Origin of the sequence: Exiguobacterium sp. SH4S7 (assembly GCF_004336795.1) — a bacterium.
Taxonomy (GTDB): Bacteria; Bacillota; Bacilli; order Exiguobacteriales; family Exiguobacteriaceae; genus Exiguobacterium; species Exiguobacterium aurantiacum_A.
The window spans coordinates 1-24,403 of record NZ_SJUT01000013.1 but is presented as its reverse complement, the minus strand read 5'-3'; the positions used below and the strand labels follow the sequence as shown (position 1 = coordinate 24,403).

The 24,403-nt window shown below is 49.8% G+C and carries 24 protein-coding genes and 1 rRNA gene; 10 read left to right on the top strand and 15 right to left on the bottom strand.

The window, feature by feature from the left end; all coding sequences use genetic code 11:
* Positions 1-116: 116 nt before the first annotated feature.
* The 6 genes from rpsR to EVJ29_RS14785 form a co-directional block, all read right to left on the bottom strand.
* Complete coding sequence (rpsR, locus tag EVJ29_RS14810) at positions 117-347, bottom strand: 30S ribosomal protein S18 (protein ID WP_015880232.1); 231 nt, start codon at positions 345-347, stop codon at positions 117-119.
* A 41-nt stretch (positions 348-388) separates the two neighbouring features.
* A complete protein-coding gene (ssb, locus tag EVJ29_RS14805; RefSeq protein ID WP_131466046.1) occupies positions 389-904 on the bottom strand; it encodes a single-stranded DNA-binding protein in 516 nt (171 codons plus the stop codon).
* Positions 905-941: 37 nt separating this feature from the next.
* Positions 942-1,229 carry a 30S ribosomal protein S6 gene (gene rpsF / locus EVJ29_RS14800; protein WP_016509090.1) on the bottom strand — a complete coding sequence of 96 codons (288 nt, stop codon included), beginning with the start codon at positions 1,227-1,229 and terminating at the stop codon, positions 942-944.
* A 130-nt stretch (positions 1,230-1,359) separates the two neighbouring features.
* The gene (ychF, locus tag EVJ29_RS14795; protein ID WP_131466044.1) at positions 1,360-2,460 is read right to left on the bottom strand and encodes a redox-regulated ATPase YchF; all 1,101 of its coding nucleotides are present in this window, start codon (positions 2,458-2,460) and stop codon (positions 1,360-1,362) included.
* A gap of 153 nt (positions 2,461-2,613) precedes the next feature.
* Positions 2,614-2,817, bottom strand: a complete 204-nt coding sequence (locus EVJ29_RS14790; protein WP_016509068.1) for a DUF951 domain-containing protein — start codon at positions 2,815-2,817, stop codon at positions 2,614-2,616.
* Entirely contained in the window at positions 2,807-3,745 is a 939-nt protein-coding gene (locus EVJ29_RS14785; RefSeq protein ID WP_131466042.1) for a mechanosensitive ion channel family protein, read from the bottom strand. Before EVJ29_RS14785 ends, EVJ29_RS14790 begins: the two co-directional genes overlap by 11 nt.
* Before the next feature lie 170 nt (positions 3,746-3,915).
* Between EVJ29_RS14785 and yyaC the strand changes: the two genes are divergently transcribed.
* Entirely contained in the window at positions 3,916-4,542 is a 627-nt protein-coding gene (gene yyaC / locus EVJ29_RS14780) for a spore protease YyaC (RefSeq protein WP_070329339.1), read from the top strand.
* On the opposite strand, the gene EVJ29_RS14775 is transcribed toward yyaC, so the two are convergent.
* The 5 genes from EVJ29_RS14775 to mnmE all read right to left on the bottom strand — a co-directional run bounded on the left by EVJ29_RS14775 (position 4,515) and on the right by mnmE (position 10,300).
* The gene (locus tag EVJ29_RS14775) at positions 4,515-5,297 is read right to left on the bottom strand and encodes a ParB/RepB/Spo0J family partition protein (RefSeq protein ID WP_131490462.1); all 783 of its coding nucleotides are present in this window, start codon (positions 5,295-5,297) and stop codon (positions 4,515-4,517) included. The two genes, yyaC and EVJ29_RS14775, sit on opposite strands and share 28 nt — an antisense overlap.
* Before the next feature lie 42 nt (positions 5,298-5,339).
* The gene (noc, locus tag EVJ29_RS14770; RefSeq protein WP_070329337.1) at positions 5,340-6,218 is read right to left on the bottom strand and encodes a nucleoid occlusion protein; all 879 of its coding nucleotides are present in this window, start codon (positions 6,216-6,218) and stop codon (positions 5,340-5,342) included.
* Between the two features lie 79 nt (positions 6,219-6,297).
* Positions 6,298-7,014, bottom strand: coding sequence for a 16S rRNA (guanine(527)-N(7))-methyltransferase RsmG (rsmG, locus tag EVJ29_RS14765; RefSeq protein ID WP_071398682.1), 717 nt, complete (start codon positions 7,012-7,014; stop codon positions 6,298-6,300).
* Between the two features lie 4 nt (positions 7,015-7,018).
* The gene (gene mnmG, locus EVJ29_RS14760; protein WP_016509084.1) at positions 7,019-8,905 is read right to left on the bottom strand and encodes a tRNA uridine-5-carboxymethylaminomethyl(34) synthesis enzyme MnmG; all 1,887 of its coding nucleotides are present in this window, start codon (positions 8,903-8,905) and stop codon (positions 7,019-7,021) included.
* 15 nt (positions 8,906-8,920) lie between these two features.
* Complete coding sequence (gene mnmE, locus EVJ29_RS14755) at positions 8,921-10,300, bottom strand: tRNA uridine-5-carboxymethylaminomethyl(34) synthesis GTPase MnmE (RefSeq protein ID WP_070329335.1); 1,380 nt, start codon at positions 10,298-10,300, stop codon at positions 8,921-8,923.
* Positions 10,301-10,470: 170 nt separating this feature from the next.
* On the opposite strand from mnmE, the gene EVJ29_RS14750 reads away from it, so the two are divergent.
* Entirely contained in the window at positions 10,471-11,223 is a 753-nt protein-coding gene (locus EVJ29_RS14750) for a nucleotidyltransferase domain-containing protein (RefSeq protein WP_131490460.1), read from the top strand.
* A gap of 18 nt (positions 11,224-11,241) precedes the next feature.
* Here EVJ29_RS14750 and EVJ29_RS14745 read toward each other — a convergent pair whose 3' ends face one another.
* From EVJ29_RS14745 to rpmH, 4 genes are all read right to left on the bottom strand, one after another.
* Positions 11,242-11,784: an HdeD family acid-resistance protein gene (locus EVJ29_RS14745; protein WP_131490458.1), complete on the bottom strand. Its 543-nt coding sequence runs from the start codon at positions 11,782-11,784 to the stop codon at positions 11,242-11,244.
* Positions 11,785-11,903: 119 nt separating this feature from the next.
* Positions 11,904-12,764, bottom strand: coding sequence for a membrane protein insertase YidC (yidC, locus tag EVJ29_RS14740; RefSeq protein WP_070329332.1), 861 nt, complete (start codon positions 12,762-12,764; stop codon positions 11,904-11,906).
* A 103-nt stretch (positions 12,765-12,867) separates the two neighbouring features.
* Positions 12,868-13,221 carry a ribonuclease P protein component gene (gene rnpA, locus EVJ29_RS14735; RefSeq protein WP_070329331.1) on the bottom strand — a complete coding sequence of 118 codons (354 nt, stop codon included), beginning with the start codon at positions 13,219-13,221 and terminating at the stop codon, positions 12,868-12,870.
* 157 nt (positions 13,222-13,378) lie between these two features.
* A complete protein-coding gene (gene rpmH, locus EVJ29_RS14730; RefSeq protein WP_083274156.1) occupies positions 13,379-13,513 on the bottom strand; it encodes a 50S ribosomal protein L34 in 135 nt (44 codons plus the stop codon).
* 778 nt (positions 13,514-14,291) lie between these two features.
* On the opposite strand from rpmH, the gene dnaA reads away from it, so the two are divergent.
* The 8 genes from dnaA to EVJ29_RS14690 all read left to right on the top strand — a co-directional run.
* The gene (dnaA, locus tag EVJ29_RS14725; RefSeq protein ID WP_070329330.1) at positions 14,292-15,665 is read left to right on the top strand and encodes a chromosomal replication initiator protein DnaA; all 1,374 of its coding nucleotides are present in this window, start codon (positions 14,292-14,294) and stop codon (positions 15,663-15,665) included.
* A 197-nt stretch (positions 15,666-15,862) separates the two neighbouring features.
* A complete protein-coding gene (gene dnaN / locus EVJ29_RS14720; RefSeq protein WP_070329329.1) occupies positions 15,863-17,002 on the top strand; it encodes a DNA polymerase III subunit beta in 1,140 nt (379 codons plus the stop codon).
* Positions 17,003-17,136: 134 nt separating this feature from the next.
* Positions 17,137-17,352: a S4 domain-containing protein YaaA gene (gene yaaA / locus EVJ29_RS14715; protein WP_070329328.1), complete on the top strand. Its 216-nt coding sequence runs from the start codon at positions 17,137-17,139 to the stop codon at positions 17,350-17,352.
* A gap of 1 nt (position 17,353) precedes the next feature.
* On the top strand, positions 17,354-18,472 hold the full coding sequence (recF, locus tag EVJ29_RS14710) for a DNA replication/repair protein RecF (RefSeq protein ID WP_070329327.1): 1,119 nt from the start codon (positions 17,354-17,356) through the stop codon (positions 18,470-18,472).
* A 54-nt stretch (positions 18,473-18,526) separates the two neighbouring features.
* Positions 18,527-20,455 (top strand): DNA topoisomerase (ATP-hydrolyzing) subunit B, encoded by a 1,929-nt coding sequence (gene gyrB / locus EVJ29_RS14705; protein ID WP_071398677.1) that lies wholly within the window; start codon positions 18,527-18,529, stop codon positions 20,453-20,455.
* 22 nt (positions 20,456-20,477) lie between these two features.
* Positions 20,478-23,063: a DNA gyrase subunit A gene (gyrA, locus tag EVJ29_RS14700; RefSeq protein WP_131490457.1), complete on the top strand. Its 2,586-nt coding sequence runs from the start codon at positions 20,478-20,480 to the stop codon at positions 23,061-23,063.
* Positions 23,064-23,124: 61 nt separating this feature from the next.
* Positions 23,125-24,114 (top strand): HD-GYP domain-containing protein, encoded by a 990-nt coding sequence (locus EVJ29_RS14695; RefSeq protein WP_131466034.1) that lies wholly within the window; start codon positions 23,125-23,127, stop codon positions 24,112-24,114.
* Between the two features lie 225 nt (positions 24,115-24,339).
* Positions 24,340-24,403, top strand: a 16S ribosomal RNA gene (locus EVJ29_RS14690); the annotation flags it as partial.

The window sequence follows — 24,403 nt, the reverse complement described above, 5'->3', positions numbered from 1 at the left end:
ATGTCTAAATGGTTTCTGCTCTATCATACCATATCTGCCGGTTTCACTTACACTCCTACGTGGAGACAGAAAACAAAAAAACGACTTACCCCAAAGGATAAGCCGTGTGTCAAACATTACTCTGCAACGTATGGAAGCAAAGCCATTTGACGTGAACGCTTGATAGCGACAGTAAGTGGACGTTGGTATTTCGCTGAAGTACCAGTCACACGACGTGGAAGAATTTTCCCACGCTCTGAAACGAAGCGCTTGAGCAATTCTACGTCTTTATAATCGATATGAGTGATGTTGTTCGACGTAAAGAAACATACTTTACGACGACGACGACCTCCTGGACGACGTGCCATGTGAAGACCTCCTTTATTAGTTTAGTTTCGAATCGACGCGATCAAAATGGTAGATCGTCATCCGATAAGTCGATTTTGCCGCCACCCGAGAACGGATCTGCTTCAAAACCTTTGTTTGAAGATTGGTTTGAGGACTGAGATGAAGTCGAAGAAGCGGCTGCGCCCCATCCTGATCCACTTGACTCACCACCACCGAAAACATCTCCCGCTGGTGCTGTATCACGTTGCGCTGAGGCACCGCGTGGTTCAAGGAAGCGTACGCTATCTGCTACGACTTCTGCCCGGTAACGACGTTGGCCATCTTGACCCTCGTAACTACTGATTTGAAGGCGACCGTCTACGCCGGCCATGCTGCCTTTTTTCAAATATTGCGCCACGTTCTCTGCTTGTTTGCGCCAAACGACACAATCAATAAAGTCCGCCTCACGCTTCCCATCTTGTCCAGTAAATGGACGATCGCAAGCGAGAGTGAAGCGAGTTACGGCGATTCCGCTCTGCGTATAACGCATTTCTGGATCGCGTGTCAATCGACCAACTAACACAACTCGGTTAATCATCTCAAAGCTCCCCTTTCACAATATGAAGCGTCAAGAATCAACGCTCATCTTTAGTTGTCATTTGACGGACAACGTCATCAGAGATCTTCATGAGACGCTCTGTTTCTTGGATCGCTTTAGGTTCAGCAGTGATGCTAAGAAGAACATAGTATCCTTCGCGCATTTTGTTGATCTCGTAAGCGAAACGACGTTTACCCATATCTGTTGTTTTTTCAACAGTACCTCCGTTTTCAGTGATGACGTTGTTAAAACGTTCAACCAACGCTTTTTTAGCTTCCTCATCAACTGATGGACGGATAATGTAAAGTAGTTCATATTTACGCATTATCTTTCACCTCCTCTTGGACTAGCGGCTCCTACCGGTTGCAGGAGCAAGGAGCAAACAATTGTTTTACTCACGTCATAATATACTATCAAACTTATTTGCATTTTACAATACGTTTCAAGGAAATGTCTTAAACATTGAAGCGGAACGTGACTACGTCGCCATCTTCGAACACATATTCTTTACCTTCTGAACGCAACTTGCCTTGCTCTTTGACGAGTGCCATGTTGCCGGCAGCCGACAAGTCTTCGTACGAGACGACTTCTGCCCGGATGAATCCGCGCTCAAAATCCGAATGGATGACGCCGGCACACTGAGGAGCCTTCATCCCTTGTTTGAACGTCCAAGCACGGACTTCTTTCTCACCTGCCGTGAAGTATGTGGCGAGACCTAGCGTCGAGTACGCGGCATGGATCAGCTGATCGAGGCCAGACTCTTCAATCCCGAGGTCTTGTAAGAACTCAAGGCGCTCTTCTGGCTCAAGCTCAGAAATTTCTTCCTCGATGCGCGCGCAGATGACGATCACTTTCGCATCTTCCGTCGCGGCGTGTTCACGTACGGCTTGCACGTACTTGTTGTTGTCCGAATCTGCGACTTCGTCTTCGCTCACGTTCGCGACGTAAAGCATCGGTTTCATCGTCAACAGTTGGAAGTGTTTGACGATCGCGAGTTGGTCTTCCGTCAATTCGGCTACACGGGCCGGGCGCTCTGATTCGAGGACCGCTTGGACAATCTCGAGTGCTTCAAGTTCTTGGGCGGCCCCTTTATCTTTTGACTTCACCATTTTTTGAACGCGCGTGATGCGCTTGTCGACAAGTTCGAGGTCCGCCAAGATGAGCTCGAGGTTGATTGTCGTGATGTCATCGATCGGCGATACTTTACCGGCGACGTGGGTGATGTTGTCATCTTCAAAACAACGGACGACTTGGCAAATCGCGTCCACTTCACGGATGTTGGCTAGGAACTTGTTCCCGAGCCCTTCTCCTTTTGATGCTCCTTTGACGATTCCAGCGATATCTGTAAATTCGAACGCTGTCGGTACCGTCTTCTTCGGTTTGACGAGTTCCGTCAACCGGTCCAGACGTGTGTCCGGTACTTCGACGACTCCGACGTTCGGGTCGATTGTAGCAAACGGATAGTTGGCCGCTTCTACACCTGCTTGCGTGATAGCGTTAAATAATGTCGATTTCCCGACGTTCGGTAACCCGACGATTCCTGCTGTTAATCCCACTTATATTTCCTCCTCATCCGGCGTTTCCCGGGAAATGTTGATCCGTCTGTGGAGTGGGTACGTTCAGTACACCACACCGTCACATCCTTCACAATTATAGATAGTCCTCGATTAAACCGCAACTCACGGTTGCAACATAGAGAAGAACGCCACTTATTCAGCGGCGTTCTCTTGTTTAAGCACTTTTTTCAAACGTTTGTCAAAGTCACGTCGCGGCATTAAGACGCTCGCTCCGCAGCCTTGACATTTGATTCTGATGTCCATCCCGACCCGTGTGACTTGCCAACGGTTCGTCTGACAAGCGTGTGGTTTCTTCATCTCTACAAAATCGTTTAACTCATACGATTTAGCCTGCATTTTCGGGCGCTCCTTTAGTCGAAGTGGTTGGAGGCATCATGACCGTGCGTGGATATGGAATTTCAATCCCGCGCTCATCAAGTCCGGCCTTCAACTCTTTATGCAAAATCCGGCCTGCCGCGAAATGTTGCGTCGGCGGCACTTCGGCCATGAGACGGTACACGACTTCCGACGGTCCGAGCGACTGCACGCCTGCGAGTGTGATCGGTTCGATGAACAGATCGTAATACTTTTCCTCGACCGCTTTCGCGATTTCTTTCAGCGCTTTTTCGACCCCTTCTACCTCTTCCTCATAAGCGACCCCGATATCGACGACAGCGACGCTGTTCTCAAGCGAGTAGTTCGTCACTTGCATGATTTGACCGTTCGGAATGATCGTCACTTGTCCGTTCAATCCTCTAAGTTTCGTCGTCCGGATGCCGACTTCAATGACGGTCCCGTCGACTTGTTGGTTCAAGTTCACATAGTCCCCGTTCTTGTACTGGTTCTCAAAAATAATGAACGCGCCTGTGATGACGTCTTTGACCAAGTTTTGGGCACCGAACGAGATGGCGAGACCCGCGACCCCGGCCGATGCGATCAAACCAGCGATATTGACCCCGAATTGACCGAGTACGGTCAAAATCATAATGAGCCCGATCACATAACGGATCGTGTTTTGCGCCAGTTTCAAAAGCGTTTCATTTTGTCGTTGCGCCACGATGTTATCTTCATGGATTTTACGTAACGTGAAAACGCGCTGGACCATCGACGTCAATATTCTTGTCGCCGCATACAACGCCACGATGATGAGCACGACCCCGGTCAGCTTAATCCCAAGGGCGATCCACATCTCTGTATCTTGAAAATACGCGACGAAGCGGTTGACGTTATTAATCGTCTCGTCGGCCACCGTACTTAAATCTGTTTCTGTATTCTGTGAAGCCATGTTGTCACCTCTAAAGTCATATATTCTAACCCATCAAACCACAATTGATGACTTTTCTCAAACCCTACATCCGGACGTTATAAGTTTCCTTGTTCCGGGAATGGGTTAATACGATATCCTTCCGCAAATGCAACTAGATCACAAACAGCTTAGAAGAGAGGATGAGATTCATGCCGTTTCGCCTAAAACCTCATAAACCATACTCTTTCTTCATCGAACATACTGAACGGAGTGGATCCAAACTTTTTGCTGACCAGCTTCACGAACAGTTGGCGAGCGAGACACACCGTCCGATCGTTCTCGTCTGCATCGGATCCGACCGTTCGACCGGAGATTCGCTCGGTCCCCTCGTCGGTACGTTTCTCGAGGAAAAAATGGTTCGGAACTTGCACGTCTACGGGACACTCACGAAACCGGTCCACGCATTAAACCTAGTAGAAACACTCCATGAGATTCAGACACGCTTTCACCGTCCGCTCATCATCGCCATCGATGCCTGCCTCGGCCGCTTATCGAGCGTAGGTTACGTCTTCTTCTCGGAAGGCCCGCTCGCACCGGGCGCTGGCGTTCAAAAAGAACTCCCCTCGGTCGGCGAATACAACATCAAGGCGGTCGTCAACGTGAGCGGCTTCATGGAGATGATGATTCTACAAAACACGCGTCTCCACCTCGTTTACGAACTGGCGCGCTTCGTCACCGCCGGATTCGTCGAATTCGATTCGCGAATCGGAAACATCCACCATGAAGAGGCTGCGTTCACAAGACTTCGTCAATCACGTGACGAATCAAAATCTTGAGGTGACAACAGCGTCAACAAATGTTCCAAGTCTTCCTGCGAAAAATATTTCAACTCGAGGACGCCGCCTTTTCGACGTGACCGAATCGAGACATCCATTTGAAGACGTTCCGCAAGCACGGCCTCGACGGCTTCGACGTCTGAGTCTGAGCGTTTGAGCGTCTTTTTTTCTGTGCGCTCTTTTTGCAAATGGCGCTCGAGCCGGCGGACCGTCCACTGCTCAGCAATGACACGTCGCGCGATTTGTTCCATCGCCGCCTCCGACTTCATGCCGGTGATGGCACGGGCATGACCCATCGTCAGTTCTCCGACCATGACCGCGTGTTGGACCGCGCTCGGCAGTCTCAGGAGCCGGAGGCTGTTCGTCACATGGCTCCGGCTCTTCCCGACACGTGCGGCGAGCTGTTGTTGCGTCAGCCCTAATGTCTGCATGAGTTGCTCATAGGCGAGCGCTTCTTCGATCGCGTTCAAATCAGCCCGTTGGATGTTCTCGATTAGCGCGAGCTCCATGACCCGATCCGAGTCGGCCGTAACGACGAGCGCCGGAATGTCTTCCTTCCCGGCAAGCCGCGCCGCCTGATAGCGCCGCTCCCCAGCGATGATCTCATAATAGCCGCTCGCCTTACGGACGACGATGGGCTGTAAGACACCGTACCGTTCAATCGATTGTCGCAACTCTTCTAGCTTCTCGGCTTCGAATTGCTTCCTTGGTTGGTTCGGGTTGGGACGGATAAATTTGAGCGCTAACTTTTCCATCGTGACGCCTCCTTGTTCATGATTTATAAAAAAAGCACGAGCTCACTTTTGTGGCCGCGCTTTTGGGATTCGGATTCGAATTTCAACAAACTCTTCTTCATCGACTTCTTCGGTTTGAACTTCGATACCGGTTTTCCCGATCAAATCAATCGAGTCACGGATCGTGTTGATCGCGATTCGAGTGTCTCGGGCAAAACTTTTCGTCCGCCGGCGTTGCTTCTTCGGTTTCCGTTTTTCTTCTTCGATCGGTGTCGTCAAGAACGCGACACGCTGTTCCGTCTCTTTGACGTTATAGTCTTCTTCAAGGATCTCCGTGAGTACTTGAATTTGCAGCAACTCTTCTTTGAGCGGCAAGAGCGCCCGGGCATGTCGTTCGTTGATTTGACGGTCACGTAAACATTGTTTGACGTCGTTCGGCAGCTTCAAGAGGCGTAACTTGTTCGCGATTGTCGACTGGCTCTTACCAAGGCTCTTCGCGAGCGCGTCTTGCGTCAACTGTTTCATCGACAACAACCGGTCATACGCTTCCGCTTCTTCAATCGGGCTAAGCTGTTCGCGTTGTAAGTTTTCGATGAGCGCCAAGGCGGCCGTTGTATCGTCATCCATGTCACGGACGATAGCCGGAATGACGGACCATCCTAACGATTTGACCGCACGAAAACGACGCTCCCCAGCGATGATCTCATAGCGGTCCCCTTCCGCCTTACGAACAACGATCGGCTGAAGCAATCCGTGCTCTTCGATCGTGACGGCCAACTCTTCAATCTTAGCCGGTTCAAATACTTTACGCGGTTGATAACGGTTTGGAAGAAGTAATGCTAAAGCGATTTCTTGGACCGTGTCGTTCGGTTTAACTTGCGTCATTTCCGTGACGGCCACTTCTTGACGACTTCCGAACAGTTTAGCAAATGTTTTCTTCAACGTCGGCACCCCTTTATGTAAAAAATAAGCAGATTCCACCACTGGAATCTGCTTTTAGTTTCACGTGAAACAAGAATACTCAGATTAGCGGCTCTTTCGCAGGCGTTCCCGCTTTACGCGGATATTTCCCGGGCGTTTTACGTAATTTATCTACAATTACGATATTACGCTCACTCATCTCTCCTGGCAATAGGAACTGGTGTGTCGCTTTTACTTTCCCACCGAGCACCGCCAAGGCATTCTTCGCGTCCACAAGTTCGTCGGAAACTTTCGCGGCTTTGAGCGCCACGAACGTTCCGCCGACTTTTGCGAGCGGTAGACAGTACTCGGCGAGCACCGTCATCCGCGCGACGGCACGGGCCGTCACGACATCAAATTGCTCACGGAATTTTTTATTTTTCCCGAACTCTTCAGCGCGTCCGTGGTGGAACGCGACGCCATCTAGCTCGAGAGCGAGGGCGAGTTCGTTCAAGAACGTGATGCGCTTGTTGAGCGAATCGACAATCGTCACATGTAAGTGCGGGAACAAGATTTTGAGCGGTAAGCTCGGGAATCCTGCCCCGGCGCCGACGTCACATACCGTCTCGACGGTCGTGAAGTCGAAATGAAACGCAGCGCTCAGCGAATCGTAGAAATGCTTCAAATAGACTTCTTCTTTATCCGTGATTGCCGTCAAATTCATCTTCTCGTTCCATTCGACGAGCATCTCGAAATACCGTTCGAACTGGGCGAGTTGTTTCTCGCTCAGTTCGAACCCTTCTGCCTGTAAGGCTTCAATAAATTGGGATTGATTCATCGTTTCACTCCACCGTTGCGTATTGTCCCTGCTCGATATAGACAAGAAGAATCGATACGTCGGCCGGGTTCACCCCAGAAATACGTGACGCTTGTCCAATCGAGAGCGGACGAACTTGTTTCAATTTTTGTTGCGCTTCCGTCGCAAGACCACTGATCGCGTCATAGTCGAGCTTCTCAGGGATGCGCTTCTCTTCCATACGACGCATTTTTTCGACTTGCTCGAGCTGTTTCGAGATGTAGCCTTCATATTTCACTTGAATCTCGACTTGTTCAGCTACTTCGAACGGCACTTCGACCGGAGCCGGTGCAAACCGCGTCAGCGTCGCGTACGTCACTTCGGGCCGCTTCAACAAGATGTTGGCATGTGCTGCTTCTTTGAGCGGGTTCGCCCCGACTTCTTCCAAAATCGCATTCACTTCAGCAGACGGTTTGATCACGAGCGACTGGAGCCGCTTCACTTCCGCAGCGATGGCTGTACGTTTGTCTTCAAGATTTGCATGGCGCTCAGCCGACAACAAACCGACTTCGTGTCCGATGTCGCTGAGGCGAAGATCGGCGTTATCGTGGCGAAGGAGCAAGCGATATTCGGCACGTGACGTCAGCAGACGATACGGCTCGTTCGTCCCTTTCGTCACAAGGTCGTCGATCAAGACACCGATATACGCTTGCGACCGGTCCAAAATGACCGGGTCTTTCCCGAGCACTTTGCAGGCGGCGTTCATACCGGCCATGATACCTTGCCCGGCTGCCTCCTCGTATCCGCTCGTCCCGTTGATCTGCCCAGCCGTGAACAGACCGCTGACCGTCTTCGTCTCGAGTGTCGGCCAAAGTTGCGTCGGTACGACCGCGTCGTATTCGATCGCGTAACCGGGGCGCATCATCTCTGAGTTCTCAAGACCCGGGATTGTCCGAAGCATCTGGTGCTGAACGTCTTCCGGCATGCTCGTCGAGAAGCCTTGGACGTAGATTTCTTCCGTGTCGCGGCCTTCTGGCTCGAGGAAGATTTGATGACGCGGCTTGTCGTTGAAACGAACGACTTTATCTTCAATCGACGGACAGTAGCGTGGCCCTGTCCCTTTGATCGCGCCCGAATACATCGGCGAACGATGCAAGTTCTCGTCGATCAACTGGTGCGTCCGCTCGCTCGTATACGTGAGCCAGCATGGGATCTGTTCGATCGGATTGAGATCGGTCGACGTGTAAGAGAAGAGCGACGGGTTCTCGTCCCCCGGCTGAATCTCCGTTTTTGAATAATCGATCGTCTTCCCGTCGATTCGCGGCGGCGTACCCGTCTTGAAACGAACAAGTTCAAGCCCGAGTTCTTCGAGATGCTTCGACAGCTCGACAGAAGGCATTTGGTTGTTCGGACCGCTCTCATAAGACAGTTCTCCGATGATGATCTGTCCGCGCATGAACGTACCGGTCGTGACGATGACCGCGTTCGCCCGATACTCCGAGCCTGTGTTCGTGATGACGCCTCGCACTTGCCCGTCTTCGACGATGAGACGCTCGACGAGTGCTTGACGAAGCAACAGGTTCGGCTCGTCTTCAAGTACTTTCTTCATGTGATTTTGATATTGGAATTTGTCCGCTTGCGCCCGTAACGCACGCACCGCTGGACCTTTTGATGTGTTGAGCATTTTCATTTGAATATATGTCGCGTCAATCGCTTTCGCCATCTCGCCTCCGAGGGCATCGATTTCACGAACGACGATCCCTTTAGCGGGACCTCCGATCGACGGATTGCAATACATAAACCCGACCATGTCCGGGTTCATCGTGAGCATCGCTGTCTTCGCGCCCATGCGCGCCGACGCAAGTGCCGCTTCGATCCCCGCGTGACCGGCTCCGATGACGATGACGTCAAACTCGCCTGCCGTGTAAGCCATAGTGTTTCCTCCTTCTTATTTCCCAAGACAAAACTGTGAAAACAGTTGATCGATCAAACTTTCCTGGACCGTGTCCCCATTGATTTCCCCGAGCGTATCCCACGCCCGACGTAAATCAATTTGGACCATGTCAATCGGCATGTTCATGCCGGCGCTACCGAGCGCCTCATCGATTTGCTCGATCGTCCGTTTAATGAGTTGAATGTGTCGTGCGTTCGAGATATATGTCATATCTTGCGACTCGACGCCTTTGGCGAAGAACAAGTTCGAAATCGCCTTTTCAAGCGCATCGATCCCTTCTTCCAATAATAGCGATGTAGCCACAATCGGGCGCCCTGCCGCTAATTTCTCTAGCTTAGAAGAATCCATGTTTTGTGGCAAGTCCGTCTTGTTGATGATGATAATCGCATTCATGCCGGCAATCGCCTCGAATAGCGCCTCATCTTCGACCGTCAAGCCCTCATGACCGTTCAAGACGAGCAAGATGAGATCGGCGCCCGCAAGCGCCTTCCGCGATTTTTCAACACCGATCCGTTCGACGATGTCTTCCGTCTCGCGAATCCCGGCCGTATCGATCAGCTTGAGCGGAACGCCTTTGACGTTCACGTACTCTTCGATCGTGTCGCGCGTCGTTCCCGCGATTTCCGTGACGATCGCCTTCGTTTCCTGGACGAGCGTGTTCAACAGCGAGGACTTGCCGACGTTCGGCCGTCCGATGATCGCTGTCGCGAGACCTTCGCGCAAAATCTTTCCTTGGCGAGCCGTTTCGAGCAGTTGTTCGAGCACACGTTTCACTTCGCCCGCCTTCTCTTCAACGATCGCTTGCGTCATCTCTTCAGCATCGTACTCTGGGTAATCGATATTGACCTCGACGGCTGCGATCGTTTCAAGCAACAGTTGACGCAAATCGCGGACGAGCCGCGACAAACGACCTTCCATCTGTGACATCGCCACGGTCATGGCGCGGTCGGTCTTCGCCCGAATCAAATCCATGACCGCTTCCGCTTGTGACAAGTCGATGCGGCCATTCAAAAAGGCGCGCTTCGTGAACTCGCCTGGTTCTGCCAATCGAATGTTCGGTTGTTCGAGGATCAGCTCGAGGACACGATTGACCGCGACGATTCCTCCGTGACAGTTGATTTCGACGACGTCTTCTCGCGTGAACGTCTTCGGCGCCCGCATGACGCTGACCATCACTTCATCGATGACCTCGTCTGTGCCAGGCCGTTTCAGTTTTCCGTAATGAATCGTGTGCGAGTCCACTTCCGTCAAGTCTTTGCCCGCGAACACGTTCGCCGTCGTCTCGACAGCCTTATCACCGGACAAACGGACGATTCCGATTGCCCCTTCACCCATCGGCGTCGAAATGGCTGTAATCGTGTCAAACTCTAGCATAATCTTCCCCTCCCATACTTCAAACATCTTTATCTATCATATGCATAACGCACCTACTATACACGATATTTAGCTCGAACGAAAGGGTCCGACCTTTCCATCACGAGTTGCTTTTTCAGCTTTTACTTTTGTACAATAGCGGAATATATTTCCAAAGGAGGCACGACGGAATGAGACAATGTGAGGCCATTTCTAAACTGACGGACGTGTTACAGCAAGACGAAGCCGTTCAAGCGATTTTTCTTAAAGGATCGTTTGGACGCGGGGAAGGCGATGAGCATTCGGACGTCGACCTTTATGTCATGGTCGCCCCGGAGAAGGTCGCTGACTTTTTAAGCCGACGGCGCCAGCACTTGTCGGCGTACCGTCCAATCTTGCTCGAGGACGACATCGACATCGTCGCCCCGCAACTGATTGTCGTCTACGATGACTTCTTACACGTCGACTTGTTCACCGTCACGTCGGAGACGTTGAACGGGCACGACGAAATTATGGTGCTGTTCGACCCCGGCAACCGGCTTGAACATCATCCCCGTTCGCTCACCTTGGCTACAGATGACTTATACGGGCACGCCTTCGATGCGATTTGGTTTTTCTTTCAATATACGAAAGCACGCGACCGCGGAAACGACATTTGGGCCGTCGAGATGTTGCGCCAAGGGATGAACCATTTCGCCTACGTCCTTGCAGCCCATTACGAGCCGCATCGTAGCGTCCTCGGGTTGAAAGACGTGGCTGCACGCGCCCGCATTGATTTGCGTGCGTGGTATGAGTCGTTGACCCCGACAAAACATGCCACGGCAGCGCGACTGTACGTCGCTCGCCTAGAGGAGGAACGTCGATTTTTGGAGACGATCGAAGGGTTCGCAACAATCCGACCGTTTCTCATAAATTTGCTGCAACGCGAAAAGAGCCGCCTGTGAAATCAGGCGGCTCTTCGTTCATCCATGCTGGCGTCTTGCAGACCGAAGCGTGAAATAGAGTACTACTTCGATGAGACCGACGGCAATTAAAAAGCCGCCGAACAATTGAAACAAGACGAGTAAGCTGTCGAACGGGTTCGCCAGCATGAGTAGCCCGATCCCGATCCACAACAAGCTGCTCAATAGAAAGAACATCCAGCGACTCGCAATCGTCTTGCGAAAACCAACGGCTTGAATGAGCCGGATGAGCCCGCCAAACAAGAACAAGAAACCGATGAAGAGCGGCAAGAGGCTGGCTAACGTTTCAGCGAAGAAAAAGACGATCAAGGCAATCAAGATATAGACGATCCCCATAAAGAACGATGGCGGCAACCCATCTTTTCGTTGGCGAAGACCTTGGAACAACACCCAAAGACCGAGTACAGCAAAATAACCGGCGACGAGATAAACGATGACGTCAAAGAAAAAGCGCGGATTGAATAAAATCAGTAACCCGATCACCAAATAAATACCGGCTTGGACTAATGTCGAACGTTCAAGCCGTTTGATCAGCGTCTCCATACGGAAAGCTCCCTTCTTGATTCAGATGATTGGTCCTTAATCCTATTCCCGCATTTTATCCACAATACTTCTCTTGTCATAAAAAAAGACTGTGGATTATTTATCCACAGCCTCAACGTTTATTTACGTTTTTTCTTTTTGTTCTGTTTTTCTTCTTCTGCGAGTACCGCGCGCTCTGCTTCTTTCGCAGCGATTTTCGCTTCAGCTTGAACTTTCATCTTCTCACGCATCGGCAACATGATCGCCATCGTCACGATGATTGAGATGATGTAACCGACGACCCAGTACATCGAGAGGGCTGCCGGGAGGGTGATCGACATGACGAAGATCATGACCGGGAAGATATAAAGCATCATCTTCAACTGCGGGTTTTGTTCTTGCCCCGCCATTGAGATTTTTTGTTGGGCGTACGTCAAGATCGCAGCAAGGATCGGCAAGATGAACGTCGGATCCGGCGCACCAAGGTCGAACCAAAGGAAACTTGCTTCAAAGATTTCAGGTGTCCGACGAATCGCATCATAGAATGCGAATAAGATCGGCATTTGAATCAAGATTGGCAAACACCCTGCGAGCGGGTTGATTTGGTAGTCTTGATACATCTTCATCATTTCTTCTTGCAGTTTACGCTGTGTCTCTTGGTCTTTCGAGCTATACTTCTCACGAAGCTTGAGCATTTCCGGTTGCAACACTTGCATCGCACCCATACTCTTCGTCTGCTTGATCATGAGCGGTAAGATCAAGAGGCGGACGATGATCGTCGCAACGATGATCGAATACCCGTACTGCCAAGTGCCGCCGATTAAATAAGCCGCTTCTTTTAACAACCATGCTAGTGGCCATACAAAGTATTGAGACCAGAAGCCTTCCGTTTCAGCCGTGATCGGCTCTCCTTGGATTGTCGATGGATCGACACATCCGGCCATCAACAAGATGACACCAGTCATGACGGCCAATAATCCTAATTTCAGGTTTTTGCTCATAATTCCTCCTACGCTTTCTGTATCGATTCTTTTAGTTGCGTCACACGTCTATCGGTCAATCCTAATTAGTTCGCGTTATATATGAAAGAACGAGCTCGGATTGTTATGATCGATCGACTTGTCTCTGTTGCCAAACTTTAGCTCGTTTGAACACATGTTTCAAACTCTCCGTCACTTCATCTTGCGAGAGCGACGTCGCCGGTTTACGAGCGATGATGACATAATTATGCGGAGCTACGTTCGGTTCGAGCAAGCGAAGCGATTCACGCATCAATCGTTTCATTCGGTTTCGTTCCACTGCGTTCCCTAACTTTTTGCTGACAGAAAGTCCAACCCGGAAATGCGCTTGATCCGCCTTTTGCGTGTAGACGACAAACTGACGATTAGCCACGGAGCGTCCTTCGCGAAACACCGCTTGGAACTCTTCATTCTTTTGGAGGCGGTATTCTTTTTTCAAAATTCTCACTCCATCCTTCGCTTCAAAAATCGTCACCTAACATCATATCATATCCCATTCATTTCAACGAGTGAGAATCGATTTTTTCCGTTCGATTCTGTGACGATAAAAAAAGATTGCCCGAGGATCAGTTCCCCGGGCAATCTTTTGATTTTTATTAGACAGTCAAGGCTTTGCGGCCTTTACGACGACGAGCTGCAAGAATGTTGCGGCCGTTTTTAGTCGCCATACGCGAACGGAATCCGTGAACTTTTTTACGCTTACGGTTGTTAGGATTAAAAGTTGGTTTCATGGTTAAAGCACCTCCTCAAGGTTAACGCTCTATTAGCAAGTTATAGTTTCATTTAAGGCAGTCTTTAAGATTATATAAACTGTTCTACCGATTGTCAATGGCATTTCAAGAGGTTTTCGAATCGGGCACGAATAGTTGGCAGCGATGGACTTGATCTTCCCAGCTAGACGGATCAGGCTAGACATCGATAAAATAGGGGACTAAACGAGACGCAACCTTTACATTTGAGCCGTCATTCTTTTACAAATAGCTTAATAAAGCCGTTTTATCCACATATCCACCTACTTATCCACACTTATATGTGTATAACTCCATCTTTTTCAACAATTGTAACGTGCGGTTTCTTAAAATTCCACTTTCTTCTCTTACAAAAACAATACGATATTTTCCTTCTCCCTCTTTTGTGCATAACTTTTTCATGACGGCTCGTTCACTTTAAGTTTATCCACAACATATCCACAGCTTATCCACACTGTCCACAGCATGTGGATAAGTGCCTGTGGATTGTTTTTTTAATCTGTGGATAAATGTCAAAAACCGTTGCCACGTCTATTTTATTTTGCTAAACTAAATGTGCACAACTCGTGGATGATATTTCATCAATTCCGAGATATACACAGCCTGTGGATAACTGTTATCCCCATAGTTAACACCTTGTGGATAACGTTATCCACAGTTTTTGTTTCCTGGGGATAAGCCTAGTTTCTACTATAAGAATAGTGAATGTGTATATCATGTGAATAAGTTTCGCCAATATGTGAGTAAAGGAGGTCTTTCATTGAAAAATGCTCGCGAGATTTGGAGAAATGTTTTATCTCTAATCGACGAAGAAGAACGAACACCAAAAGCTAGCTTTGACATGTGGTTGAAGTCAACGGAAGGAATTTCATTGATGGGAACGACACTCGTCGTATCCGCCCCCGCTAGTTTCATTGTCACTTGGCTCGAACGTCAGTACTTGTCATTACTGCAAGATACGGTTGAGGAAGTGACGAACAATCGACTTGAGATTCATTTTATCGAGGAGTCGCAAGCGCACAAGTATGCTCCTGCAGAGGGATCAAAAGAAGCGATTGCCGCTACAGAAACGAGAGAGCAGCCGGTTCCAGTACGATCAAAAGAGGAAGGGAACCTCGGTCAATTAAACGATAAGTATATCTTTGAAACGTTCGTCATCGGTTCGGGCAACCGGTTTGCCCACGCTGCCTCACTGGCTGTGGCCGAAGCGCCTGCGAGAGCTTACAACCCGCTCTTCATCTATGGGGGAGTCGGACTTGGAAAGACACACTTGATGCATGCGATCGGTCATTACGTGAAAGGGCAGAAGCCAGGCGCACGAATCGCCTACGTTTCGTCGGAAAAGTTTACAAACGAGTTCATTAACTCAATCCGCGACAACAAGACAGAGGAGTTCCGTAACCGTTACCGGAACATCGATGTTCTATTAATAGATGACATTCAGTTCTTGGCCGGGAAAGAACAGACGCAAGAAGAGTTCTTCCACACGTTCAATGCGCTCCATAACGATCAAAAGCAAATCGTCATCTCGAGCGATCGGCCGCCTAAAGAGATTCCGACGTTAGAAGATCGTCTCCGGTCTCGGTTCGAATGGGGACTGATCACGGATATCACGCCGCCTGACCTCGAGACGCGGATCGCGATTTTACGGAAGAAAGCGACAGCTGAAGGGCTTGATATCGCCAATGATGTCATGCTCTACATCGCGAATCAAATCGACACGAACATTCGTGAGCTTGAAGGCGCACTTACCCGCGTCGTCGCCTATGCGAAGCTCGTCGCCCGGCCGATTGACCCTGATGTCGCTGCCGAAGCGCTCCACAACATCATGCCGGTGCAAGAGGCGAAGAAGATTGTCATCCGTGACATCCAAGAGATCGTCGGTCATCACTTTAATATCGAGGTCGATGAGCTCAAAGCGAAAAAACGGACGAAGACGCTCGCTTTCCCGAGACAGATCGCGATGTATTTATCACGCGAGATGACCGAGAGCTCACTCCCTAAAATCGGAGAAGAGTTCGGTGGGCGGGATCACACGACAGTTATCCACGCGCATGAGAAGATTAGCACGTTACTCAAGCATGATCCGGAGATGCAAGAGACGATTAAAACATTGAAGAAGGCGTTGTCGTAACCGTCTCATTCCTCCTGTGGATATCCTGTGGATAAACAAGCCGAGTTATCCACATGTTATTCACAGGCAGATTGGCTCAACACCAGTTGTTCAAGTGAGTTATCCCCACTATCCACAGCCCTTATTACTATTATGACTTAAATAATACTATTATTATTAAACTATATGACTCATTTCACTTAGGAGGAATTATCCACATGCACTTAACGATTCAGCGCGATGTATTCATGCAAGCCGTACAAGATGTATCAAAAGCTGTTGCTTCTAGAACGACGATCCCAATTTTGACAGGATTAAAACTTGAAGCCCATGCGGATGGATTGACGCTCACAGGAAGTGATACGGAAATTTCGATCGAACGATTGATCCCGGTCGAAGAGGGTGGAATCGAACTCATCCAAATCCAACGTGCCGGTAGCGTCGTCTTGAACGCCCGTTTCCTTGGTGAAATCGTCAAGAAGCTCCCGACGAACGAAGTCACACTCGAAGTCTCACCAAACTTCATGACGCGTATCGAATCAGGTCAAGCGGAGTTCCATCTGAACGGACTCGACCCAGACGAGTATCCACGTCTCCCTGAACTAGCGAGCGACCGCCGGTTCTATCTTCCGGCCGATTTGTTGAAGACGATCATTCGCCAAACAAGCTTTGCCGTCTCGTCGCAAGAGACACGTCCAGTCCTGACAGGTGTGAATTTCTCAGCTGAAAAAGGATTTTTGACATGCGTCGCGACGGATAGCCATCGGTTGGCACTGCGCCGGGCCCGTTTTGAAACAGATGACGATTTGACGTTCCAAAACGTCGTCGTGCCGGGTCGTTCGCTCAATGAGCTCGCAAAATTACTTGACCGTGAAGAGTTGCCGATTGAAATCGTCTTGACGGACCAACAGATTCTATTCCGTCTGAAAAACATTTCGTTCTTTTCACGTCTTCTTGATGGAGCGTACCCAGATACGTCTCGCTTGATCCCAGAAGAATATCGGACTGCAGTTCGTTTGAATGCGAAAGATTTCTTACAGGCGATTGATCGTGCATCGCTGTTGGCACGTTCGGATCGCAACAATGTCATCAAGTTCGTGGCTGAAGAAGCGAACACGGTCGAAGTCTCTTCACACTCGCCTGAAGTCGGGAAAGTGTCCGAGCGGGTCAGCATCTTATCGCTCGAAGGTGAAGAACTCAAAATTTCGTTCAACTCGAAATTTGTCATGGATGCGCTTCGTGCGCTCGATGCGACGGAAATCGAGGTTCAATTCACAGGTTCGATGCGCCCGTTCATTTTGCGTCCGGTCGAACAAGATAGTGTCCTTCAGTTGATTTTGCCAGTCCGCACATCGTAATCAAGATGGAGCGAATCGGGGATGATGAGGTGTTTCACCTTATCATCCCTATTTTTGCCTTATTCGACGTTTTTCGATAAACTAATATGTATGGCGATTTTTTGTGAAAAGTATGAAGGAAAGGAAGTGACGACATGGAAAAAGTGTCGATTACGACCGAGTATGTAACACTCGGACAATTTTTAAAATTAGCTGATATTATTTCAAGCGGAGGCCAAGCGAAATTCTTTTTGGAAGACGTTGAGATCAAAGTGAACGGCGAGGTCGATCAACGCCGCGGCCGTAAACTCCGCGACGGAGACAAGATTGAAGTCGAGGGCTACGGGGACTTCCAAATCGAGGGGAACTAACGTGCACTTATTGTCGATTCGACTGCAAAACTACCGCAACTACGAAGCCCTTGAGCTAAATTTTTCAGAACAGACGAATGTTCTCATCGGTGAGAACGCCCAAGGCAAAACGAATCTGCTCGAATCGATTTACGTACTTGCGCTCGCAAAGTCGCATCGGACGACGCAAGACCGTGAACTGATCGGATGGGAAGCGGAAACGGCCATCGTCGAGGGTCGGATCCATAAACGTACCGGTGAAACGGTACAGTCGCTGAGCTTTTCTCCGAAAGGGAAAAAAGCGAAACTGAACCACCTCGAGCAACGACGGCTCAGTGACTACGTCGGAGCGTTCAACGTCGTCTTGTTCGCGCCAGAAGATCTTGCGATCGTCAAAGGCAGCCCTCAAGGAAGAAGACGTTTTTTAGATATGGAAATCGGACAAGTCAGTCCGATTTACTTACATGACTTGAATCAGTATTTGAAAACACTGAAGCAACGGAATGCATTTTTAAAACAACTGTCGATCAAAGGTGGGGACGAGACATTGCTCGAAGTGCTCACCGACCAACTGATTGAGCTTGCCGTCAAAATCGTCTCCAGGCGCCACCATTTTATCGATCAACTCGAGAAATGGGCCGGACCGATCCATGCAGGAATCACTCGGAACTTAGAAACGTTGACGATTCAATACGTCTCGGACACGTTTCAAAAAGAACGTCACACGAAAGAACAGATGTTTGAAACGTATCGGCAAAAGTTTGATAAAATAAGAGAGAACGAACGAAGAAGAGGTGTGACCCTGTTCGGTCCCCATCGCGACGACTTCGAATTGTACGTCAATGATCGGAACGTCCAAACGTTCGGTTCACAGGGCCAGCAACGCACGGCGGCCTTGTCGTTAAAACTAGCGGAGATTGAACTGATCCACGAAGAGGTCGGGGAGTATCCGCTGCTGTTGTTAGACGACGTCTTATCTGAATTAGATGATCATCGCCAAACCCATCTGCTTGATACGATGGGGCAGAAAGTCCAAACGATTATTACGACGACCAATATCGATGGAATTGCTCACGAAACGATTCAACAAGCCAAGTTGTTTCACGTGAAACAAGGTAAAGTTGAGACGGAATCTGTCTAACGTACGACCAATCCTTATGAACACCAATTCATGTATAGTAGGTGAATGAAACCGATGAGTAACGAAAACGAAAAACAAATGCAAGATTACGGTGCCGATCAGATTCAAGTGCTTGAAGGGTTAGAAGCCGTTCGTAAACGCCCAGGGATGTATATCGGTTCGACGAGTTCACGCGGGCTCCATCACTTAGTGTGGGAAGTCGTCGACAACTCGATTGATGAAGCGCTAGCCGGTCATTGTGAAACGATTACCGTGACGGTCGAACCAGGCAACTCTGTCGTTGTCGAAGATGATGGCCGGGGGATTCCGGTCGACATTCAGAAAAAGACAGGACGTCCTGCCGTCGAAGTCATCTTCACCGTTCTCCACGCCGGAGGTAAATTTGGCGGCGGTGGATATAAAGTGTCGGGTGGTTTGCACGGAGTCGGGGCGTCCGTCGTTAACGCCTTGTCGAAGAAACTCGAAGTGTTCGTACGCCGAAACGGTAACGTTTACTATCAATCGTTCAAACGCGGCGCACCTCAAGGTGAGCTCGAGATTGTCGGCACGACAGACACGACCGGTACGACGGTTCGTTTCTTCCCAGATGGAGACATCTTCGACGAAACACTCGAATACGATTTTGATCTTCTCGCAACGCGCTTGCGTGAACTTGCTTTCTTGAACAAAGGACTCCGTATCATCGCAAAAGATGAGCGGGGCGATGAAACGATCGAGCGAAACTATTATTACGAAGGCGGGATCAAGTCTTACGTCGAGCATTTGAACCGTTCGAAGTCTTCGATCCACGAGGAACCGGTTTATGTACACGGTACGAAAGACGGGATCGAAGTAGAGATCGCGCTGCAGTACAACGAAGGGTTCTCTAGCAATATTTACTCGTTCACAAACAACATTCCGACACACGAAGGCGGAACGCACGAGACCGGATTCAAAACGGCACTGACACGGGCGATCAACGATTACGCCAAACGCTTTGGATTGATGAAAGAGGCTGATGGCAGCCTTTCTGGCGACGACGTGCGTGAGGGGATGACCGCGATCGTCTCGGTCAAACACCCGTCACCGCAGTTCGAGGGACAGACGAAGACGAAGCTCGGTAACGCTGACGCCCGTACGGTGACAGATTCACTCTTTAGCGAGACGTTCGAACAGTTCTTACTTGAGAACCCGTCGGTCGGCCGACTCATCGTCGACAAAGGGCTCATGGCAGCCCGTGCCCGCCTCGCGGCCAAACGCGCCCGTGAAATGACACGTCGTAAAGGCATCCTTGAAGTCAGCTCGTTGCCAGGTAAGCTGGCCGACTGTTCATCGAAGGACGCATCAAAATCTGAACTGTACATCGTCGAGGGTGACTCGGCCGGTGGATCAGCCAAGTCAGGACGCGACCGTCATTTCCAAGCGATTTTGCCAATCCGAGGTAAGATCATCAACGTCGAGAAAGCAAGACTCGATAAAATCTTAGCCAACCAAGAAGTCCGGACAATCATCACGGCACTTGGGACCGGGATCGCCGACGAATTCGATCTCGGCAAGGCGCGTTACCATAAGTTGATCATCATGACCGATGCCGACGTCGATGGTGCCCACATCCGGACACTGTTGCTGACGTTCTTCTATCGTTACATGCGGCCACTTATTGAGAGCGGCTACGTCTACATCGCCCAGCCGCCACTCTACGGTGTAAAACATGGTAAAGAGATTGTTTACGTCCAAAACGACCGCGAACTCCAAGAAGCAATCAAACGACTTCCTGAGAACGCGCGCTATAGTGTACAGCGCTACAAGGGTCTCGGTGAGATGGACCCGGAACAACTTTGGAGCACGACGATGAATCCAGAGTCTCGCTCGATGCTTCGTGTCGACCTTCAAGACGCCATCGAGGCAGATGAGGTCTTTGAGACGCTCATGGGCGACAATGTCGAGCCGCGCCGTGACTTTATCCAGTCACACGCACACTACGTGAAAAACCTCGATATTTAAAAAGAAGGGTAGGCAATAACGAATGGCAGAACAAGAAAATATCAAGGATATAAATATTAGCCAAGAGATGCGGACGTCGTTCATGGACTATGCGATGAGCGTCATCGTGTCGCGTGCCCTCCCGGACGTGCGAGACGGTCTCAAGCCGGTTCACCGCCGTATCCTTTATGCGATGAACGAGCTCGGGATTCGTGCCGACAAGCCCCACAAGAAGTCTGCCCGTGTCGTCGGTGACGTCATCGGTAAATATCACCCACACGGTGATTCAGCCGTTTACGAGACGATGGTCCGGATGGCCCAAGATTTCAGTTATCGCTATGAACTCGTCGATGGCCACGGAAACTTCGGGTCCGTCGATGGAGACTCGGCAGCGGCAATGCGTTACACGGAAGCCCGGATGTCGAAAATCGCGATGGAACTCGTGCGCGATATCGGTAAAAACACGATCGACTATCAAGCAAACTTTGATGGTGAAGAGAAAGAACCAGTCGTTATGCCGGCCCGTTTCCCGAACTTCCTCGTCAATGGTACGAGCGGGATCGCGGTCGGGATGGCGACGAACGTACCACCACATAACTTGAACGAAGTAATCGATGGCGTGCTTGCGCTCACGCACAATCCGGACATCACGATTTCAGAGCTCATGCAGTACATTCCGGGTCCGGACTTTCCGACGTCTGGTGAGATTTTAGGACGCAGCGGTATTCGCCGGGCGTATGAGACAGGTCGCGGATCGATCACGATGCGCGCGAAAGCCGAGATCCAAGTGTTGAAGAACGGCCGTGAACGCATCCTCATCCATGAAATTCCGTATCAAGTGAACAAGGCACGTCTCGTTGAAAAGATTGCTGACCTAGTTCGCGATAAGAAAATCGAGGGCATCACAGACCTTCGTGACGAGTCGGACCGAAACGGAATGCGCGTCGTCATCGAGGTACGCCGCGATGCGAACGCAAGCGTCATTTTGAACAACTTGTATAAACAGACGCCGATGCAAACGACGTTCGGGGTGAACATGCTCGCGCTCGTCGGAGGACGTCCGAAGACGCTCAACTTGAAACAAGCGATCTATTATTACATCGAGCACCAAAAAGAAGTCGTTCGTCGTCGGACGCAGTTCGACCTCGATAAGGCAGAAGCGCGTGCGCATATTCTCGAAGGTCTCCGTGTCGCGCTCGACCACCTCGATGAAGTCATCGCCATCATCCGCAGCACGCGGACCGGTGACGAGGCCCGTGAAAAGTTGATTACCCGCTTCGGGCTATCAACAGAGCAGACGCAAGCCATTCTCGATATGCGTCTCCAACGGTTGACCGGTCTTGAACGCGAGAAGATCGAAGGCGAGTATCGCGAGATCCGTACGTTGATCGAAGAATTGCGTGCGATTTTGGGGGACGAGGAACTCCTTCTCGAAATCATTCGCAATGAGTTGACTGAAATCAAAGAGCGTTACGGCGATGCACGTCGTACCGTGATTCGTACCGACATCATCGAGCTTGAGGATGAGGATTTGATCCCAGTTCGGGACATGATGATCGCACTGACGAGCGAAGGCTACATCAAATCGATTCCGAGTGACTCGTATCGCACACAACGTCGCGGCGGTCGAGGGAAACAAGGAATGGGTACGAATGACGAAGACTTCGTATTGCGCCTCTTATCTGCTTCAACGCACGATACGATCTTGTTCTTCACGAACTTCGGTCGCGTGTTCCGCTTGAAAGGATATGAGATTCCTGAGATGAGCCGAACCGCGAAAGGGATGCCGATTATCAACTTGCTCCAAGTCGATAAGGGTGAGAAGGTCGAAACGATGATCCCGGTCGACTTTAATAGCTATTTGGCGGACAAAGCCATCGTTGAGGACGTTGGTGAAGGTTCAGAAGAAGAAGAAGTGGCTGATGAGCAATTGTCACTCGTGTTTGTCACGAAGCACGGACTTGTCAAACGGTCACCGCTTTCTGCCTATGCTCGCATCAACAAAAACGGGTTGCGTGCCATCAGCTTAAATGATAGCGATGAGCTCGTTACCGTACGTCTCGCGAAGAGCGATGACGAGATGTTGATCGTGACACACGCAGGGATGTCGATTCGCTTCCCGCTCGAAGGTGAGGTCCGTTCGATGGGCCGTACCGCTCGCGGTGTACGTGCGATTCGACTGAAGAAAGATGATGATCGAGTCGTTTCGATGGAAATCGTACGCCCGACGCAAGACGTGCTCATCATCACGGAAAAAGGATATGGCAAACGCACGGCGATGGAACAATTCCGTACGCAAGGTCGAGGCGGTTCTGGAATTATCGGAATCAAGACAGACCGCGGAACTGTCGTCGGGATGCGCGTAGTCGATGAAGATGATGACATCATGCTCATGACCGAGCTCGGTGTCGCGATTCGAATCGATGCCCAAACAATTTCGCAAATGGGTCGTAGCACGCGCGGTGTCAAAGTCATGAATATCGAAGATGGCGACCGCTTGGCGACAATTGCTAAACTGAAAAAAGATGAATTAGAAGATGAATTAGAAGAGGAATCGACAGTTGATGTGGAGAATGGGTTTGTTGATGAAGCACCCGAAGTTGGCCCATCGTCTGAAGAGACTGAGTAAGGCGAAAAGGTTGAACGGTGCTTCCGTTCGACCTTTTTTCATACAATCAGGAGGGATGAGCATGCGACTTGCCATTTCAAACGTTCACGTTGGGATGACGCTTTTGACGTCAGTTTCTTCGTTAGAGGCAGGAACGAAACTGACAAACGAACATTTACGCTTGCTCCGTTTTTTAAAGGTGGGAGCGATTGATGTCGCTCCGGTCGAATGTCGCCATCTTACCCGCGACGAGGAAATCGAACTATGTGCAAAAGTGCTCCAATATGAACGGCATTACAATCAATGGGAAGAACGGATTGCCCCCAACCCTTACGAAGCGCTTGAATTCGTCCATCAACTGTTTAAACGTGAATATCCGCTATCGGCCATCGTCACGTTCTTTACGAATCAACCACTTCGAAAAAATCATGTGATTCATCATGCGATTTATCGAGCCTTAGTAGCCAAGACGCTATCGAAATACCGAGGAGATGAACACCGCATTCAATTCGATTATGGCGTGGCTTCTTATTTCGCAGATGCGAGCTACGCTAAAATACGAAAATGGTCCCACATGCGCTATTTCACAAAAATGGAACGAGAGCTGTTGTATCAGCACCCGGTCGTCTCGTTTGCGATGTTACCGCAAGATCAGACACTTAGAGCCAGGGTCGGTAAATTGATTGCCGAACATCATGAACGCTTAGACGGGTCAGGTTTTCCGAATCGGCTAGAAGAACGAGCCCTCCATCCTGCATCACCGTTGTTTATCGTCGCTGATCGGTTCTGCCAATTGACAGCCCCACGTACGTTCAGGTCAGCGTTGACAGCAGAAGAGGCTTATTTTTATATGTGGCAAAATGAGGCATACGATGGGGAAGCGTTGACGCTTTTAGCTACACTGCTCGGTTTTTACGATGTAGGACGGACTGTCTTACTGAGCAGCGGTGTGCGAGGAACGATTCAAGGTTACACGCCGAGCGTGGAACAACCGGTCGTGATCGCTGAACCAACGCAAGAAACGTACGATTTGTCTCAACTTGATGAGGTTCGAATCGTCGCTTTTCAATGACCGTCTAGCGTGTTCCTTCTATATAGTGCCGTTGAAAGAATACGCTAGATATTATTCTTTTAAAATATTTTATTTTTATAGTTGACGAATATAATTACAGATGATATTATTAATGAGTCGTTAAGAGCGACAGACGAACTTTGAAAACTGAACGATGAGGCAAAAAAAGTTTTACAAGTTTTGATTGAAGCGCAAGCTTCGTCATTTTCAAGAGCTATATCAAATTCTTTGGAGAGTTTGATCCTGGCTCAGGACGAACGCTGGCGGCGTGCCTAATACATGCAAGTCG

Bases quoted from the DNA above. Each gene is read 5' to 3' on its own strand.
- mnmG (WP_016509084.1), bottom strand. From the start codon at position 8,905: ATGGCTTACACGGCAGGCGAGTTTGACGTCATCGTCATCGGAGCCGGT.
- yyaC (WP_070329339.1), top strand. From the start codon at position 3,916: ATGCCGTTTCGCCTAAAACCTCATAAACCATACTCTTTCTTCATCGAA.
- EVJ29_RS14745 (WP_131490458.1), bottom strand. From the start codon at position 11,784: ATGGAGACGCTGATCAAACGGCTTGAACGTTCGACATTAGTCCAAGCC.
- gyrB (WP_071398677.1), top strand. From the start codon at position 18,527: ATGAGTAACGAAAACGAAAAACAAATGCAAGATTACGGTGCCGATCAG.
- yaaA (WP_070329328.1), top strand. From the start codon at position 17,137: ATGGAAAAAGTGTCGATTACGACCGAGTATGTAACACTCGGACAATTT.
- gyrA (WP_131490457.1), top strand. From the start codon at position 20,478: ATGGCAGAACAAGAAAATATCAAGGATATAAATATTAGCCAAGAGATG.
- yidC (WP_070329332.1), bottom strand. From the start codon at position 12,764: ATGAGCAAAAACCTGAAATTAGGATTATTGGCCGTCATGACTGGTGTC.
- EVJ29_RS14790 (WP_016509068.1), bottom strand. From the start codon at position 2,817: ATGCAGGCTAAATCGTATGAGTTAAACGATTTTGTAGAGATGAAGAAA.
- rpsR (WP_015880232.1), bottom strand. From the start codon at position 347: ATGGCACGTCGTCCAGGAGGTCGTCGTCGTCGTAAAGTATGTTTCTTT.
- rsmG (WP_071398682.1), bottom strand. From the start codon at position 7,014: ATGAATCAATCCCAATTTATTGAAGCCTTACAGGCAGAAGGGTTCGAA.
- ssb (WP_131466046.1), bottom strand. From the start codon at position 904: ATGATTAACCGAGTTGTGTTAGTTGGTCGATTGACACGCGATCCAGAA.
- mnmE (WP_070329335.1), bottom strand. From the start codon at position 10,300: ATGCTAGAGTTTGACACGATTACAGCCATTTCGACGCCGATGGGTGAA.
- EVJ29_RS14775 (WP_131490462.1), bottom strand. From the start codon at position 5,297: ATGGAAAAGTTAGCGCTCAAATTTATCCGTCCCAACCCGAACCAACCA.
- EVJ29_RS14750 (WP_131490460.1), top strand. From the start codon at position 10,471: ATGAGACAATGTGAGGCCATTTCTAAACTGACGGACGTGTTACAGCAA.
- dnaN (WP_070329329.1), top strand. From the start codon at position 15,863: ATGCACTTAACGATTCAGCGCGATGTATTCATGCAAGCCGTACAAGAT.
- EVJ29_RS14695 (WP_131466034.1), top strand. From the start codon at position 23,125: ATGCGACTTGCCATTTCAAACGTTCACGTTGGGATGACGCTTTTGACG.
- rpsF (WP_016509090.1), bottom strand. From the start codon at position 1,229: ATGCGTAAATATGAACTACTTTACATTATCCGTCCATCAGTTGATGAG.
- EVJ29_RS14785 (WP_131466042.1), bottom strand. From the start codon at position 3,745: ATGGCTTCACAGAATACAGAAACAGATTTAAGTACGGTGGCCGACGAG.
- rpmH (WP_083274156.1), bottom strand. From the start codon at position 13,513: ATGAAACCAACTTTTAATCCTAACAACCGTAAGCGTAAAAAAGTTCAC.